Source organism: Streptomyces sp. NPDC048018 (genome assembly GCF_043202995.1).
Classification (GTDB): domain Bacteria; phylum Actinomycetota; class Actinomycetes; order Streptomycetales; family Streptomycetaceae; genus Streptomyces.
Window position 1 is genome coordinate 198542 of the sequence record NZ_JBIDBK010000009.1, and the last position, 15545, is coordinate 214086.

Annotated in this window: 17 protein-coding genes; 14 read left to right on the plus strand and 3 right to left on the minus strand. The window is 65.6% G+C overall.

Going from position 1 to position 15545, the window contains the following annotated elements:
- Positions 1 to 17 precede the first annotated feature (17 nt).
- The 7 genes from ACGF1Z_RS29745 (at position 18) to ACGF1Z_RS29775 (ending at position 4759) form a co-directional block, all read left to right on the plus strand.
- The gene (locus ACGF1Z_RS29745) at positions 18 to 245 is read left to right on the plus strand and encodes a hypothetical protein (protein ID WP_393009106.1); all 228 of its coding nucleotides are present in this window, start codon (positions 18 to 20) and stop codon (positions 243 to 245) included.
- Between the two features lie 20 nt (positions 246 to 265).
- Positions 266 to 820 carry a hypothetical protein gene (locus ACGF1Z_RS29750; RefSeq protein ID WP_393009185.1) on the plus strand — a complete coding sequence of 185 codons (555 nt, stop codon included), beginning with the start codon at positions 266 to 268 and terminating at the stop codon, positions 818 to 820.
- Between the two features lie 149 nt (positions 821 to 969).
- Positions 970 to 1806 carry a hypothetical protein gene (locus ACGF1Z_RS29755; RefSeq protein ID WP_393009107.1) on the plus strand — a complete coding sequence of 279 codons (837 nt, stop codon included), beginning with the start codon at positions 970 to 972 and terminating at the stop codon, positions 1804 to 1806.
- A 92-nt stretch (positions 1807 to 1898) separates the two neighbouring features.
- Positions 1899 to 2597 (plus strand): hypothetical protein, encoded by a 699-nt coding sequence (locus ACGF1Z_RS29760; RefSeq protein WP_393009108.1) that lies wholly within the window; start codon positions 1899 to 1901, stop codon positions 2595 to 2597.
- A 68-nt stretch (positions 2598 to 2665) separates the two neighbouring features.
- On the plus strand, positions 2666 to 3172 hold the full coding sequence (locus ACGF1Z_RS29765) for a DNA cytosine methyltransferase (protein ID WP_393009109.1): 507 nt from the start codon (positions 2666 to 2668) through the stop codon (positions 3170 to 3172).
- A gap of 524 nt (positions 3173 to 3696) precedes the next feature.
- Positions 3697 to 3978, plus strand: coding sequence for a hypothetical protein (locus ACGF1Z_RS29770; protein ID WP_393009110.1), 282 nt, complete (start codon positions 3697 to 3699; stop codon positions 3976 to 3978).
- Between the two features lie 247 nt (positions 3979 to 4225).
- Positions 4226 to 4759, plus strand: coding sequence for a hypothetical protein (locus ACGF1Z_RS29775; RefSeq protein ID WP_393009111.1), 534 nt, complete (start codon positions 4226 to 4228; stop codon positions 4757 to 4759).
- A gap of 190 nt (positions 4760 to 4949) precedes the next feature.
- Here the strand turns inward: ACGF1Z_RS29775 and ACGF1Z_RS29780 are convergent, their stop codons facing one another.
- Positions 4950 to 5198, minus strand: coding sequence for a hypothetical protein (locus ACGF1Z_RS29780; RefSeq protein ID WP_393009112.1), 249 nt, complete (start codon positions 5196 to 5198; stop codon positions 4950 to 4952).
- A 162-nt stretch (positions 5199 to 5360) separates the two neighbouring features.
- Between ACGF1Z_RS29780 and ACGF1Z_RS29785 the strand changes: the two genes are divergently transcribed.
- The 3 genes from ACGF1Z_RS29785 to ACGF1Z_RS29795 all read left to right on the plus strand — a co-directional run bounded on the left by ACGF1Z_RS29785 (position 5361) and on the right by ACGF1Z_RS29795 (position 10308).
- Positions 5361 to 7184, plus strand: coding sequence for a phage/plasmid primase, P4 family (locus ACGF1Z_RS29785; RefSeq protein WP_393009113.1), 1824 nt, complete (start codon positions 5361 to 5363; stop codon positions 7182 to 7184).
- 67 nt (positions 7185 to 7251) lie between these two features.
- Positions 7252 to 9105: a DNA polymerase gene (locus tag ACGF1Z_RS29790; protein WP_393009114.1), complete on the plus strand. Its 1854-nt coding sequence runs from the start codon at positions 7252 to 7254 to the stop codon at positions 9103 to 9105.
- 393 nt (positions 9106 to 9498) lie between these two features.
- On the plus strand, positions 9499 to 10308 hold the full coding sequence (locus ACGF1Z_RS29795; protein WP_393009115.1) for a sigma factor: 810 nt from the start codon (positions 9499 to 9501) through the stop codon (positions 10306 to 10308).
- A 1139-nt stretch (positions 10309 to 11447) separates the two neighbouring features.
- On the opposite strand, the gene ACGF1Z_RS29800 is transcribed toward ACGF1Z_RS29795, so the two are convergent.
- Together ACGF1Z_RS29800 and ACGF1Z_RS29805 are read right to left on the minus strand one after the other, a co-directional pair.
- Entirely contained in the window at positions 11448 to 11651 is a 204-nt protein-coding gene (locus tag ACGF1Z_RS29800; protein WP_393009116.1) for a DUF397 domain-containing protein, read from the minus strand.
- Positions 11648 to 12478, minus strand: coding sequence for a helix-turn-helix domain-containing protein (locus ACGF1Z_RS29805; protein ID WP_393009117.1), 831 nt, complete (start codon positions 12476 to 12478; stop codon positions 11648 to 11650). The genes ACGF1Z_RS29800 and ACGF1Z_RS29805 overlap by 4 nt, the downstream gene beginning before the upstream one ends.
- A 659-nt stretch (positions 12479 to 13137) precedes the next feature.
- On the opposite strand from ACGF1Z_RS29805, the gene ACGF1Z_RS29810 reads away from it, so the two are divergent.
- From ACGF1Z_RS29810 to ACGF1Z_RS29825, 4 genes are all read left to right on the plus strand, one after another.
- Complete coding sequence (locus ACGF1Z_RS29810; RefSeq protein ID WP_393009118.1) at positions 13138 to 13338, plus strand: hypothetical protein; 201 nt, start codon at positions 13138 to 13140, stop codon at positions 13336 to 13338.
- A 299-nt stretch (positions 13339 to 13637) separates the two neighbouring features.
- Complete coding sequence (locus ACGF1Z_RS29815; RefSeq protein ID WP_393009119.1) at positions 13638 to 13817, plus strand: hypothetical protein; 180 nt, start codon at positions 13638 to 13640, stop codon at positions 13815 to 13817.
- A gap of 340 nt (positions 13818 to 14157) precedes the next feature.
- Positions 14158 to 14601 carry a hypothetical protein gene (locus tag ACGF1Z_RS29820; RefSeq protein ID WP_393009120.1) on the plus strand — a complete coding sequence of 148 codons (444 nt, stop codon included), beginning with the start codon at positions 14158 to 14160 and terminating at the stop codon, positions 14599 to 14601.
- Positions 14602 to 14729: 128 nt separating this feature from the next.
- Positions 14730 to 15515, plus strand: coding sequence for a protein kinase (locus ACGF1Z_RS29825; protein WP_393009121.1), 786 nt, complete (start codon positions 14730 to 14732; stop codon positions 15513 to 15515).
- Positions 15516 to 15545: the final 30 nt, after the last annotated feature.

Consider the following 15545-nt stretch of genomic DNA (forward strand, 5'->3'; position numbering starts at 1 on the left):
GCAATAGGGGGACTCCCATGCAGTTCATCAGCAAGCACCCGGCCCGTATCTACGCCGTGGCGGTCGCCGCCCTCGCCCTGGTCGCCCACTACCGTCCCGAGCTGCCGAGCGCGCTCGTCCTCGGTCTAGTGGCTGCTGTCCTCGGTGTCGGTGAGGCTGTCCAGCGCACCGAGGACCGGAAGACCGCCACGGCCGGCGAGCCGACCGAGACTGAGCACCAGGCCGACGCCGAGCCGACCGCGTGACCTATAGGCACGTGGCGTTCATGGGCCGCGCGGGCTCCGGTAAGGACACGGCAGCCGCTCGGCTCATCAGCCGCTTTCAGTTCGTCCGGGTCGCGTTTGCGGACCCGCTGCGGGACCTCGCCCTGGCGCTGGACCCGATCGTTGCCAGCGAGCCGGCGGGGGGCAGCTCGGTGCCGCTGCGGCTGTCCGATGTGCTGCGCCGTGAGGGGTGGGACCGGGCGAAGCGGCGGCCCGAGGTGCGTCGAACACTGCAACGGCTCGGGCAGGGGGTCCGGGACCAGGACGACCGGTATTGGCTCCGGCTCGCCCTCTCCAAACTCGATGTCGCCGAGCGGTGGGGGCTGCCCGTGGTCGTCACGGACTGCCGGTACGAGAACGAAGCGGTAGCCCTGCGGCAACGAGGGGCGCTGCTGGTCCGGGTGGAACGCCCCGGCCGCGCATCGATCGGCCGGGACGAGAGCGAGCACCGGTCCGAGACCGAGCTAGACGACTTTCCGGCGGACGCCGTGCTGACCAACGGCGGCAGCCTCGCCGAGCTGCACGCACTTGCGGACCGGCTCGCTGTCCGACGCTGACGACCAGCGGGTGACGGGGTGGTGAATGTGGCCCCTGTTCTTCTTTTTCTTGGGTTTTTCTTGTTCACCAAAAAAGTAAGGCAAGGTCGTCACTTCGCCACCCCTCGCGCCGCTGGTCGCATCCATGCAAAGCACTAAGAGGGGGAACCATGCCCGGAGCTATCCGGACCATTAAGCGCGGCGGCAGCCGCTTCTATGTCAACCCGTCCACCGCCGAGAAGGTGCCGGGTGTGACCTCTATCGTCTCGATGCTTCCAAAGCCGTACCTGACGTTTTGGGCTGCTCGGATGACTGCGGAAACCGCAGTTGAAAACCTCGATGCTGTGCGGGCTATCGCCGAGCGCGACCCGGCGGGCGCCGTCGATTTCCTGCGGAACGCGCACGTTCGCTACACGAAGCTGCGCGCAAAGGTGGGTAGCGATGCACACGACATGTTCGAGCGCATGATTCGGCTGGAAGAGATCGGCCGAGTGCACCCCGATCTAGAGCCGTACCGAATCGGCTTCGCGGAATTCCTTACCGCTGTGCGTCCGCAGCTCGTCCGTGCCGAAGACGTGGCGTGGTCGGATGAGCACCGGTACGCCGGCTCTTTTGACGCCATTGTGCGTGTGCGGCTCGGCGAGGACGGGAAGCCCGACCACGAACACGGCGAGTGGCACACGCTCGTTGTCGACTGGAAGACGTCCAAGTCCGCTTATCCGGACGTCGCGCTACAGCTTGCCGCGTACGCGCACGCCGACCGGCTGATTTCCCCGGATGGCACTTCCGAGCCCATGCCGAAGATTGACGGGGCTGCCGTCCTTCACATCACGCCCGAGGGTTGGGTTTTCAAGCCGGTCCGCATCGATGAAGAGATCTTCAATGTCTTTCTGACGCTGCGGCACGTCTTCCACTGGGACCGCGACCTATCCAAGACCGTTTTCGGCGTCCCGATTGCCGAGAGCGTCCGCCGGCTTGTCACCGGCACGCAGCGGCGAGCCGCATAAACCATCCTGCAGGACGCTTAAAACTTCAAACTCCGGACGAGCGCAACTCGGCGACTCGTCCTTTTTCATGCCTAAAACCAGGGGGATACAGCATGGCTCTGCGCATTTTCGAGACCGACCCGGACGCGATGCCGAAGGGTTCTTTCTCTGACGACACGGTGGGCCGATTCCACTCGGGCCGCTCCGTCAACGGCATTCCGGAAGCCCTTTCGGAGTGGAAGGTTTCCACGGGGGACCCGGAGGTGGCTGCCGCTATCGCTCAGCTCATGGGCGGCACCCCGGAAGAGACCGACTCCACGTCGGAGAACTTCATTGAGATTCTGACCGACGCTAAGCGCGTCAAGGTGGTGCTCGCCGGCCCGGACGCGATCACGTCCGACATGAAGCTGTGGAACGGCAGCGTTCTCATTCACCACTGCGACGGTGTCGAGTTCCTTTCTCCGGACGAGGACCGGGGTAAGGCGTGCGGCTGCCCGGCTCTCATGGAGGACCGTAAGGCTGCTGCGAAGACCAAGCGCGGCCCGTCCCCGTCCATCACGGTGAATTTCCGGCTCGCCGAGGACTACGAGCTTGGCCTTTTCCGTTTCCAGACGGGTTCCTGGAAGCTTGCCGAGACGCTGCACGAGATCGGCAACGCTCTCGACAAGGTCAAGGGTGAAGCCCTCGCCGAGCTGTCGATTGAGCTGGTGGAGTACACCACGAAGAAGGGCCGTGACGTGAGCTACTTCAAGCCCGTCGTAAAGGTCCTCAAGTCCTGGTCGGACGCCGTAGCGGAGCCGACTCCCTACTAGTCCGACCGAGGGGCCCGGCACGGCCAGGGCCCCTTTTTCACGGGGGTAATCACATTCCAATTCTGGAGTTGTGCGCCGGATACGGGGGAATCGGTCGGGCCGTAGAGGCACTGACCGGAGAGAGAATCAGATACGTGGCGGAAGTCGATCCGTATGCGTCTCTGATCCTCGCCAACAGGTATCCGCACGCGCCGAATCTCGGAGACATTACCAAATACGACTGGTCCACCATTGCGGGTGAGGTGGACATCATTACGGCAGGTTTCCCCTGCCAAGACATCAGCAACGCAGGGAAGCGGGCGGGGATTCACGGTGAGAGGTCGGGTATCTGGGAAAGCGTACTCGGGGCCATTCGCGTTCTTCGACCACGGATCGTTTTCCTGGAGAACGTATCCGCCATCCGAAACCGGGGCCTCGCGCACGTACTCGCGGGACTGGCCGAGGCACGGTATGACGCAAGATGGTGTTGCCATCGGGCGTCCGCAGTTGGAGCCGCCCACCACCGCGATAGATGGTTTCTCATCGCTTCCCCTGCTGCCCACTCCTCTGGCATCCGACGCCACGAAGGGGCCTGATTTCGCGAGGGATGAACGCGACGGAAGCGGCGGGCAGGATCTCGTTACCGCCGTGGCGCGCCTATTCGACAAGGAACGCGCGCACAAACTCTTCAAAACCCCTACCGCGAATCTGGGAGCGAATGGGGCTCCGCAGCATCCTGACAAGCGCCGCGCAGGCGGGCATGGGCCGACCCTCGATGACGAGGTTTCCTATCTGCTGCCCGTAGACCCCGAGGTTGCCGAAGAGACTCCGGGCGCTTTTCACAGTCCACGCGAGTGGTGGGCGGACTACGCGCCGGCCGTACACCGGTGGGAAGTTCTCATGGGAACGCCCGCGCCTATCCCGGTGGAATTCGGTCCTCGCGGGGGACGCCGCCTCGCCGCCGTATTCGCGGAATGGCTAATGGGACTGCCAAGGGGCTGGATCACCCACATCCCTGGACTGAATAGGGCTCGGCAGCTAAAGGCTGCTGGCAACGGCGTGGTATCGCAACAGGCTTTCGCAGCGTACTTGCATCTACTGAATCACAAGGGGGACGAGCATGGGTAAGCGAGGCGTAGTCACCGACTACAGCGGTGAAGAGCTTTACCGCAATGACCTGGTGGCGTATGCCGCTCGGCAGGGAAACCGAGTCCGGATGGTCGACGCCATCGTGGACAAGGTCACCACGCGACTTGTCGACGGGCGACTCCGCGCAATGCTCCGCGTGCAGCCCACCGGAATTGAGTCCGGATTCACCAAGCGCAGGTCCCTCCGAAAGGAATGGATCAGCGCCGAACACGTGCGGCTCATCATTCCGAGCGCAGCCGGCGAGCGGCACTAAGAGCGACGACCAGGCAGAGGGCCGGGCGACCGAAACGGGTTGTCCGGCCCTCTGCTGTGTGGGGGACGAATGATCTACGAAATATCTGCCGACTACGCGCCACCCATCGGGGACGTGCGCGAACTGTCAGCTGGTGACGAGCTGCACCTTTACGACGGTTGGAAGACGCGTCCGGATTGGCTGCGCTATCTCGCCGCAGCGGCACACGCCATGGGGCGGGGTTGCGTGATCCGTCAGGGGGCCGACCTTGGCTAACCCGAACAAGGTCAAGGGCACGCAGTGGGAAAGCGCGATCCGTGACTATCTGAATAGCTCTCTCGGCCTGGTGGACGAGCGCGGGAAGTTCCTTGACCCGATGGACGGCGCGAACGTCCGCCGAGCCGCGCAAGAAGGCTCAAAGGACGTGGGCGATATCCACGCGGCCCCGTTCGTGCTGGAAGCGAAGAACACCGCAACTCCCGCTGTACCTACGTGGATTCGGCAGGCAGAGACCGAAGCGGAGCACGCGGGATTTCCGTTTGGCGTGGTCGTGCGCAAGGTACGCGGGTCCGCAGTCGCCATGGGGCGCGTACATGTATCCGTGCGGACGTGGACCCGCATCCGCCTCGACCTCGGGATGCCCACGGACGAGTTCGCGGCTCTCTACGGCTGGTCGGTCTCGCTGCGCGGGCTCGACACGTCCCGCTGGTATCTGACGACCACGCTGCGGGACTTTGCTCACGTGGTCGGCGACTACCGCCGCATCGTCCCCTTGGGGGTGAGCGCGCGTGCTGTTCGCTGATCTGCTCGCCCGGTTCGAGTCGGTGTCCAGTGAGGCGGACGGCGGGTACTCCGCGCTGTGCCCCGCACACCAGGACTCGCGGCCCTCACTGCGTATCTGGCGGGGCGAGGACGGAAAGGTCAGGCTGACGTGTCGGGCCGGCTGCGACACGGGCGACGTGATCGGCGCGGTGCGGCTCGGCTGGTCCGATCTATTCGACGCGACCGGCCCCGGGGCCGTGGTGGCTGCTGGACGCCCCGAGCTGGTGTCCGTGGCCCACACTGCCGCCCTCGCTGCGTACGCGGACCGGTGCTCGCTCGCTCTCGCTGGTGACTACGCCGGCGAGTGGCCCGAGCGGGCCCGGAAGTACCTCGGGGACCGGTTCGGGCTCGACCTGGACACCGCCGTTGACCTCGGGGTCGGTGTCGACGACGGGCACCAGGGCGAGGGCTTCCCCCACCTGTCCCGCGCGTACCGCGCTTACGCGAGGCTGACCGTTCCTCTCCGGGGATTCGACGGAGCCACACGGGGGCTACAGGGGCGGGATCTGACCGGCGACTGTCCGGGACGGTGGCTGTCTCTCATGAACCCTCGGGGTCACCGGTGGTCCCCGTACGGGGTCATGCGCGGTCAGGGCGGATACGGCACGGTCCTGGTGACCGAGGGCCCGGGAGACGGTCTCACGGCGGTTGCCGTCGGCTATGACGCGGTGGTGATCCGTGGGGCGTCCCTCGCCGGCTCGCCCGAGCTGGTCGCCGAGCTTGCCGAGGGGCTGCGCGGACAGCTCGTCATCATCTGCGGCGACGCCGACCGTGCGGGCTCGGGATTCTCGCAGCGGCTCGCCGAGGGCCTGACCGCCCACGGGGTCGCCGCGTACGTGCTCGACATCCCCCACCAGGGCGACGATCTGACCGACTGGCGTGCACGCGACCCCGCCGGTTTCGCGGCCGAGCTACACCGCGCAGTCAAGGCGGCCCGTCCCGCGAGGGACACCGCCGAGCGGGAAGCGGCGGCGCGTACCGCCGAGCTGACCAGTCGGACCGGTGCCGACACCGTGTCGCGCGACCAGGGCGCCGAAGCTGCCGACATCCTGTCCAAGCTCGTCAGCACGTACGGCGAATCCGACGCGATGAACGCGCACGCGCTGGTCGCATGGTCCGGGGGCCGTATCCGATACGCGTCCGGGCTCGGCTTTTACACGTGGGACGGCCGAGTGTGGGTCCGTTCAGACATGCGGGTCCGCCAGGAAATCCACCGCATGGGGGCCGCCCTGGTGCTCGCTGGTCAGAACCAGTTGGCGCGGGGCTTCACCATGACCAGTCGCATTGACGCGCTGCTGACCGAGTTGTGTTCGGTGCCCAACGTGTCGATTGCGGCGACCGACTTTGACGACCGCCCCGACCTGTTGAACTTCCGTAATGGGACCGTTGATCTGCGCACGGGCCGGCTGCGTCCCCACGACCAGGCCGACCTACTCACGTACGCACTCGACATCGATTACGACCCCGACGCACAGTGCCCCCGCTGGGAGGCATTCCTACAGGAAATCTTCCCCGGTATGCCGGACATGCCTGCGTACATTCAGCGCATGGTCGGATACGGCATCACGGGCCACACCACGGAACAGGCATTCGCGGTTCTGTGGGGCAAGGGCGCCAACGGAAAGAGCGTGCTCGTGGACACCCTCACATCCGTGTTCCGCGCAATCTCGCGCACTACGCCTTTCTCCACGTTCGAGGAACGCAAGAGCGGCGGCATTCCGAACGACATCGCCGCACTCCGGGGCGCAAGGTTGGTCATGGCGTCCGAGGGCGAGTCCGGAAAACCCATGTCCGAGTCAATTCTCAAGCGGGTAACCGGTAAGGACATGATCTCGGCAAGGTTCTTGCGACAGGAATTCTTCGAGTTCCGACCGTCTTTCCTGCTGCTGCTAGCGACGAACCACAAGCCCAAGTTTAAGAGTCAGGACGAGGGACTTTGGCGACGCGTCAAGTTGCTCCCTTTCACCAGGTGGTTTGCTCCCGAGGAGCGAGACTCCGCGCTAGATAGGAAGCTACTCGCCGAGTCCGAGGGAATCGCCGCATGGGCGGTGCGCGGGGCCGTGTCCTGGTACCGCGAGGGACTGCGAGACCCGCAGGTCATCACGGGGGCGAGTCAGGAGTACCGCGAGACCTCGGACCCGCTCGCCGGCTTCCTTCCGGGCGTTCTGGAATGGGCCGACGACTCGGTGACCATGAGCGGAAACGACGCTTTCAACAGCTATCTGGACTGGTGCGAGGCCGAAAACCTCCCCGGTCGGGAGCGTTGGACGCGTCAGGCTTTCTACTCCGCCATGGAGGAACGCGGGGCGATCAAAAAGAGAACCAACCGGGGTATCTCCCTCGGTGGTCTGCGTCTCGCCGACGAGAGCCCCGAACAGACCGGCCCGGGGATCTTCGGAAGCTGACACCACATACGCGGGGTCGTTCACCTTGACCAGGTGGGCGGCCCCTTTTTTGTTTCAAGGGGGAAGCATGATTGAGCTACGGCACGAGATAGCCGGCGAGCCGGTAACTGTGCACGTTCCCGAGACGACAGAAGACCTCGGGGAGTTCTGGAAGTGGCTATATCGGGCCCGCGCCCGTGGTCCAATCGCCGTCGACACCGAGACCACGGGACTTGAGATTTTCAGTCCTTCCTTTCGTCTGCGCACGGTCCAGTTCGGAGACGAGCGCGACGCGTGGGTGCTCCTTTACGAGCGAGGCGGCTATCACGCGCAGTACGCCCGTGAAGCGCTACACCGATGCCGGGACATCCTGATTCACAACGCTGCCTATGACTGGCTCGTCCTCGGCCAGTGCGCCGGTATCCCGTTGGAAGATCTTGCGCCCCACACCACGGATACTCGCATCCTCGCGGCTCTTATCGATCCTCGGCAGCCCTCCGAGGGCGGGGCCGGGACCGCACTCAAGCCCCTTTCGGCGAAGTGGGTCGACCCCGCAGCCCCGGACACTCAAGGCGGGCTCACAAAGGTTTTCAATTCCCTTGGTCTGACTAAGGCGACCGGGTGGGCCGGTATCCCGCTCACGCATCCGACTTACCTCCTGTACGCGGGACTTGACGTGATTCTCACGGCCCGGCTCGCTCCGGTGCTGCGGCGGGAACTCGCACGGCTCGGCGTGCGGGACCAGCTCGTTGTGTACGAGCACGAGCTAGCGCGTATCTGCGCGGTCATGCAGCGCACGGGGTTGCTGGTGGACCAGGACTACGCGGGCCCGCTCGCTCGCCGGCTCGCCGAGGAAGCCGACACCTACGCGGCCGTGGCAGCTCGGTACGGGGTCGCTTCGGTTGGCAGTCCTGCGCAGGTGGCGGAAGCCCTCTTGGGCATGGGCGAGACCTTGACCGAGCGGACCGACTCGGGCGCGCTCAAGGTGGATAAAGCCGTCCTGCTGCCCCTCGCCGACCTTGACCGGGACTGGCAGCGCATCGGGGCCCGACAGCCGAACGCGCTCGCCGATGCGGTGCTGAGAGCGAAGCGAGCGTCAAAGTGGGGCGTCAGCTATGCCGAACGCTTTATGACCAAGCTGGACGCGCACGGACGCATTCACAGCACGATTTCCCCTCTCGCCGCACGCACGGGCCGCATGAGCGTTACGGACGGTCTGCACCAGCTCCCGAGTTCGGATCACGTCATCCGCCGCGCGATCCTCGCCGAGCCCGGACACGTCATGGTGTCGACCGACTTTCAGGCGGTGGAAATGCGGGTCCTCGCCGCTCTCGCCAACGTCCGCCGCATGAAAGACGGTTTCGTCAACGGTGGCGACGATTTCGATATCCACGCCTACACAGCGCGACTCATCAAGGGCGAGAGCGCGACCCCCCGACACCGCAAGATTTTCAAGGGGGCCGGATTCGGAAAGGTTTACGGGGGCGGCGTAAAAACGATCGCCCGGCAGACCGGTGCCGAGGAATCCGAGATTGCGCAGGCCGTTACCGCGTACGACCGAGCCTTTCCGGAGATCAAACGGGCTTCTTCACGGTGGCAGCGGCAGGCTTTCCAAAACGGCATGGTCTTCATTTCCGCGACCGGTCGCCGGCTGCCTTTGGACCGGGACAGGACTTACAGCGTCGTGAATTACGCCTGCCAGAGTGCGGCACGCGATCTGCTCGGGCAAGCACTACTCAACATTCAGGGTGCCGGGCTGCTCGAATATTGTCGCTTGCCTATTCACGATGAGGTTTTGGCGTCCGTGCCGAAGCGTGACGCCGAGGACATCGCGAGGGAGTTTCAGCGCTGCATGTCCATGGACCTGTACGGCGTACCCATCACGGCTGACCCCGAGATCGGTGGTCGCTCGTGGGGCTCCCTGTACGGCGCGGACTACTGATCTGACGCTCTGACCTGCGAGAACCTGCGATTCCGCGTCCGCGCGGACATGTGATCAAGCGGGAGGGTTGCCCTCCGTTTGGTCACGAATCAAGCAATGACGACACGTCAGATAACGGTCACACGCCCAATCCAGAACCTTTGTCCGCTTAAGCGAAGATAACGCACGAATCTATGGCGTTGTCCGCTCCGTGATGCCGACCTAATTTCGGTGCCACGCAGCGACAAGGCAATGCGCAAGCCCCGTCCTGCTAATCCGGGACGGGGCATTCTCATGCCCTTTTGCAAGGCGCATTGCATTCGAGCCGAGGGGCTTCCATGCCCTTTTCCGCTCCGTTCCGGGACACCCCCGGTCCCTACAGGACCCATCAAATCCCACTCGGAACGGTGCCCCTTGACTCAGCTCACTCATGCTCAGATTTCCGACGCCAAGTCCAACGACCTTGACGCGGTGTCGTCAGTAATCCGGGAAACCGAAGACCTCGTAAAGGCCCGAGCTCGCAGGTTCGCCACCACGGCCGGACACACAGACTCGGACTTGGTGGAAGACCTTGCGCAGGTTGGTCGAATAGCGGTGTGGGAAGCGCTCGGCGAGTTCGCCGGCGACGACCCCGCACAGTTCATGGCACACATAGACCGCCGGATTACCCGGGCTATGGCTGACGCACGGCGCGAAGCCACTCGCCCCGGGGTCAGTGCCTACACGGCCAAGCGGTTTGAGCACGCGCTCTGCCTTGCTGGCGGTGACCCCTACGAAGCCGAGAAAATCGCAGCATCAGAGGAACGCGGAACCGACAGGCTGACCCCTGATCTTGCCCGCGCAGCTCGCCTCTCGTGGCTCGGTCTCGACTCTCTGGACAGGCCGGTCAACAGTGCTCGGCACGGCGAGAGCTTCACTCTCGGGGACGTGATCGCTCAGGAAATGGGCGTGCCCGCCGACCTGGTGGACTCCAACGACATCGCGAACCACCGCCGCCGCGTCATCCGCGAGTGCGTGCACCGCACGTTGGGGCTGCTGTCCGAGCGGCAGCGCCACGTCCTAAAGGCTGACCACGGCATAGCCCCGGTCGGTTACTACGGCGACGGGCCGGACGCTGACCTGTCTGCCGACATGGGTGTGACCACGGACCAGGTGAAGCAAGCGCGCAGCAAGGGCAAGGTTCGCTTTGCCGAGCTGTACCGAGCTGGTGCACGCGCATGGTGACGCTACCGACCCGCGACGGCGGAACCGTGACCGTGACCCGATGCGGCGCCCTGGTGGACATCCATGTTCGAGACGCCGAGGGGCGGACCGTCGCCACGGTCACCCGCCGAGCCGGCGAGGCTGCACAACTGCTGTCGACTCCGCCCCGTCGCGCCCGAACCTGACAAACACGCGATTACGTCGCGTAGCTCTCGTGGCGGGAACAAGCGTCATCCGGAAGCGGTTAAGCACTCAACATCCGCCAGACGAAAGGAGGTTGAGAATCGGCCACTCCGCTTCGGCCGCTCACACCCCGCAAACGCCTCTGACCTGCACACATCATCACGGAATCCCCTTGCTCGTGTCGTGATCGTGACCTAATCTCGATGGCTCAGCCGAAAGGCTGTTCGAACGGAGGGGTGGGGTATGCAGCCTGAAAGGGTCACGATTACGACGAACCGCGCCGGCGAGGGCGGCGCCGCCACGGCCGAGCTGCGCGTAGAAATCTTCCAAGCGGGACCCGGGGGGGTCTTCTGGGAGTGGGTACCGGCGCACTGTGTGCCCCCGCTGCGGGTGGCTGTCTACACGGAAAGCGCCCTCGCGGCACAGCTCGCCTTGCATGGGCCGCGAGTCGCCGGGCTCATGGAAGCAAGTTCCGAGGTGACGTGGCGGATCACCGCGCACTGCCTCACCACGGGCAACCCCGTGGGCGAATGGACGTGGGTGCGATCTTCGGAATCCGGCCGTTGGGTCCCCGCCGGCGAGCCGTGGTGCGTCTGGGACGATCGGCTTCGGGTTGAAGCGTTGCAGCGCGCCAACGAGCGGGCTGCGAAGAACGGGGGCGCGGTGTGAACACCTCTGCTGCCCCCACCCGTACGTTTGTCGACGGCTTCGAGTCCAAGACCGACGCTTACGACCACTCCATGCGCATGGCGCAAGTGCTGGTCCGTGCTGGACTGACCAAGCGCTACGGCGTAAGTGTCCACCGCATCCCCGTATCCCGGAACGACGAAGGTTGGGGGGTCTGGCTCACTGACCGGACGCCCGACGAGGACCCGCCCGTGGGTCTGCCCTTCATGCCGCCAGTGCGGCCCCGCGCGGCAGCATGACGAAGCCCCGCCCTACTCCCAACTCGGGGGCAGGGCGGGGCTTTTGGCGTTTCAGGCGCCGAGCTGCCCGCCCTTGACGCCCTCGATGAACGCGGCGAACGCGGGGGCGGGCAGGTTCAGCACGGGACCGGCGAGGGTCTTCGAGTCACGGACGGGGACGACACCGAGGGTCGGCACGAGGTTTCGGGCGACCTCAACGCAGTTGCCGCCGGTGTCGCTATAGGAGGACTTGAACCACTGCGGGTTTTCGGTCACGGGTAGCCCTTTCGTACCTCACGGATCATGTCAACCGTCGCACTCTGAGCGAGGGATTCGGCTTGCAACTGATGGTAGGCCGTCAGTAGGGGGAACACTGCCGCCGAGTCCCGCTCTAGGTACCCCCGCATCTGCGACTCGGCGTAGGCCACGACGGTCATGTCTGGCAGCGTCAACAGGTTCGTAGGGAGGTAGAGCGCCCGTTGTTCGCCTATCTCGAACGGCGCAATCTGGAGCACCGTGTTCGGGAGTTCGGCGAACTCCAACAGGCGGTCCAGTTGCGCCCCCATTGTCCCGGGGCCCCCCACTTGTCGCCGGATGCAACTTTCGTCCATGACCACCAACATCATGGGTGGCCGAGGGCGCGCGAGCGTGGCTTGCCGCTCCGCCAGAAAGGCCACCAGCTCGTCCGCTTGCTCGTACGTTATGGCACCTCGCCGAGCCTTGCTGTTGGCCAGACACCGAGCGTACTCCGGAGTCTGGAGCAGACCGGGAACAATCCCAATGTCAAAGAGCCGCAGCTCTACGGCCTGCCCCTCGTGTTCTACGTACTCGGGGAAGCCTTCCAGTAGCGAGCCCTGGTTCATCTCGCGCCACTCGCGTTCGAACATGTCGCCGGTCCCGAGTGCCGCATCCGCGCGCCGAGCGAGCCGCAAAGTCGGGAACTTGCGCCCAGTTTCGACGCCCGAAATATGCGTCCCTGAATATCCCATCGGGATACCCAACTCGACCTGCGATAGCCCCCGTTCCTCTCGCAAGCTGCGGAGACGTGCTCCGAAAGCTGCTTGCGGTGAGGCATCCGGGTCTAAGTCCTTCCGGTTCACCACTCTGCCCCCAACTTGTCGTCCTCTCTTGACACGTTGAACGGCCTCCGACTGTAGGCCACGCTTACGGCCCCTGGTAGTGGAAGCGCTACGGAGAGGAGCGATCGTGCCCGAACACAACGCTCGCCCGAGCCCGAGCCCGCAGCCGGCGCCCGTCCCCGATCTCGGAACGTTCATGGCGGCAGACACCGCCACTGGGGCGTCCCGGCTCGGAAGGGTGACCGCGTGGGACGGTGACGTGGTCCACCTGTCGCCCCCGGGTGGGGGCACGAAGTGGACGGCGACACCTGCCGAGCTGCGTCGCCCGACCGAGGACGAGTGCGCACGAATCCGTACGCTGACGACCCCTGTTCCGGCGGTGGAACTGTGACGGACGGAAGACAGACTTCCCCGGACCCGGCCCCGGTCGTGCTCTCTCCCGACGGAGGGTTCGCCCCTCGCGCCGAGCCTGCCGAGGACTGCACCGCGTGTGCGCTGCTCGCACAGTGGTCCCGTCACTACATCGCGGAAGGCGACGGCTCCCGCGCCACGGACTACGTGGTGGAGATCCGGAACCACCCGCACTCACCGCCGAAACTCACCCTCCCGGAGCACGCCCCGCCGCAGCACCGAGCGGAGCCGAGACCGTGACCACGGCGGTAGTCGCATCCCCGGTCTACCGCATGGACAAGCACCCCAGTGCGGAAGTGACGATGACGGCTCGCTGTCTCGACGGAGAATGCACGTGGGAAACACAGCCGACGACCGAGCCGGCGAGCGCCACCGTGGCGTGTGAGTCGCACACCGCCGACACCGGGCACGACGTTTTCACGGTAGCCCTGGAATACGTGGCGCTGGTGACCCGCACAGGAGGCACCGAGTGAAGCTCGTGGCCGTGGCGGCCGTGGTCACCGGCTCCGCTCTGGTGCTCACCCTCGCTCTGGTCGCGACGCGATGACCGGGCGCCAACTCGCCTGGAAGTGCACGCAGTTCGGAGCTGCGTTCCTGGTCGGCTTCCTTCTTATCGTGCTCCGCTGATACTCCGCTCTCCCCTCCCGTGGTCCCGACCGGGCGGGGAGAGCGGGCCCAACCCGAAAGCGAACTCATGCGTACCGAGCGATTGTCTCCGACGGCCTTACGGAGCGGACACCGCGTTCTCGCGGGCAACGGAACTGTGCGTGTTGTGGACAAGGTGCAGACGCGCCACGGCTTCCACCACATGTGGGTCCTGGTGGACTGGGTGGGCCCCCTGCGGGCCCGGTCGATGCTCCACCCGGCTACGCCGGTTCAGTTGAGCCTCGACCCCGCTCCGGCTGCCGTAGGTTTCACGCTCCCCGACGGCGTCCGCGTCCTGAAGCCGTAGTCCAACGCTCCCCGTCCCCACGGGCGGGGCGTGCAGTCCTGCGAGCCAAGAACCGCCCGAACCGGATCGGACGGTGGAAGCTCCCCCGCGCGGAGCCACCCCATAGGGCGCCCTCGGGTCTCTACAGCGGTGCCGCCGGCTCCCTCCAACGCTGGCGGTGGGGGACTGCACACGGGTTCCGTCCACGTTCCTCCCCGGGCATGGACGGAACCCGCACACAGACTCCGTTTCCTCGGCTTGGCCCCTATCTGCGGGGAGGTCCCGAGCTGAGGGAACGGGCAAGACCCTGTCCGTTGCGCGGGCAGGTTCCATGCGCACCACCACCAAGAGGAGTGAGAGCATGACCGCTGTATCTTCCGATCTCCGCACCGGCCGCAGCCTGGTCGACGCGGAACTGTTCGACAGCATCGCCGAGTTCACCGCGATGCACTTCGGCTACACCCCGGAGAAGGCGGAGCGCGCGACCGACCAGGCGTTGGCGTTCGTCGCCACGGTCGGCACGGCCACGGTGAAGATGGTCCCGTCCGACGACGTGGACGGCGCGCTGCACGCGTTCATCCTGCACACCGCCGACTACCGCGAGTTCTGCCACAAGTACGCGGGCCGGTTCCTGGAGCACAACCCGCGCCCCGGCGGTGGCGGTCGGGTCCTGGAGGAGGTGCAGGCGACCGCGCACGCCATGAAGGCGAAGGGCTTCATGGTCCTGGACGACCTGTGGACCGTGAACGGTGAGAACGCGGCGCAGTGTGACTCCGACTGCGGGCGCGACTACCGGGCCGTGTAGTCAGTACGGTCCGGCTGTGAGAGTGCACGGGGCCGGCTGCCGTCTCGGTGGTCGGCTCCGTGCCGTTGGGAGAGTCGAGAATGACGACAAGCACACCGCCCAAAGAATTCCCTCGTGGGGTACTGGACGTGATCACGCCGACGAGCGCCCGGCCCGTGGTCAACCGGCGAGGGTCGACGGTCTGGCACGTCGTGGCCGAGGGCGGAACGTACGCGGTGAAGATCGGATACCCGAGCCACACGCACGCCCATACCGCCCTCGCTCCGAGCCGCGAAGCACACATCCTGCGCGCCCTCGGGGTCGGACCCATTCATGACGGCGAATGGGCCGAGGGCACGTGGAGCGTGCAGCCGTGGCACTCGGGCCCGAGCCTGTACGACAAGTGGGCGCCGCACCGCGCACCCGGCAACAAGGCCGTTCCGAGTCGACTCGATGCCCTCGCCAGTGCTACGGCCCTCGCCAACCTGCACCGGTCCGGATGGGTCCATGGCGACGTGCAGCCGGCGCACCTGATCATGGGCAGCGCCGGGGCCACCTTGATTGATCTCGGCCTCGCCCGAGGTGGGCACGTTCCGGCTCGGTGGGACTTCCCCTACAAGGGTTGTCTCGTCCACTACGAAGCGCCCGAGATTGCTCGGAGCGTCCTCGCGCACGGCACCGCCGAGCCCACCCGCGAATCCGACGTGTACGCGTTGGGCGCCTCCCTGCTGATCAGTGCCACCGGGTGGCGTCACGTTGCCTACGCCGACGATGCGTCGCGGGAGGAACAGCGGCAGGCGATCGTAGACAAGCCGCATCGTCCGGTCGTGATCGCTGGGGAACTCGGCAGGCTCACGGACGCCATGTTGAGCTATCACCCGTCAGACCGGCCGACGGCCGATGAGATCTGCACGGCGCTGATGCTCGCCACGTAGAGCCACGCGACGCGCGCCTACATACCGCCC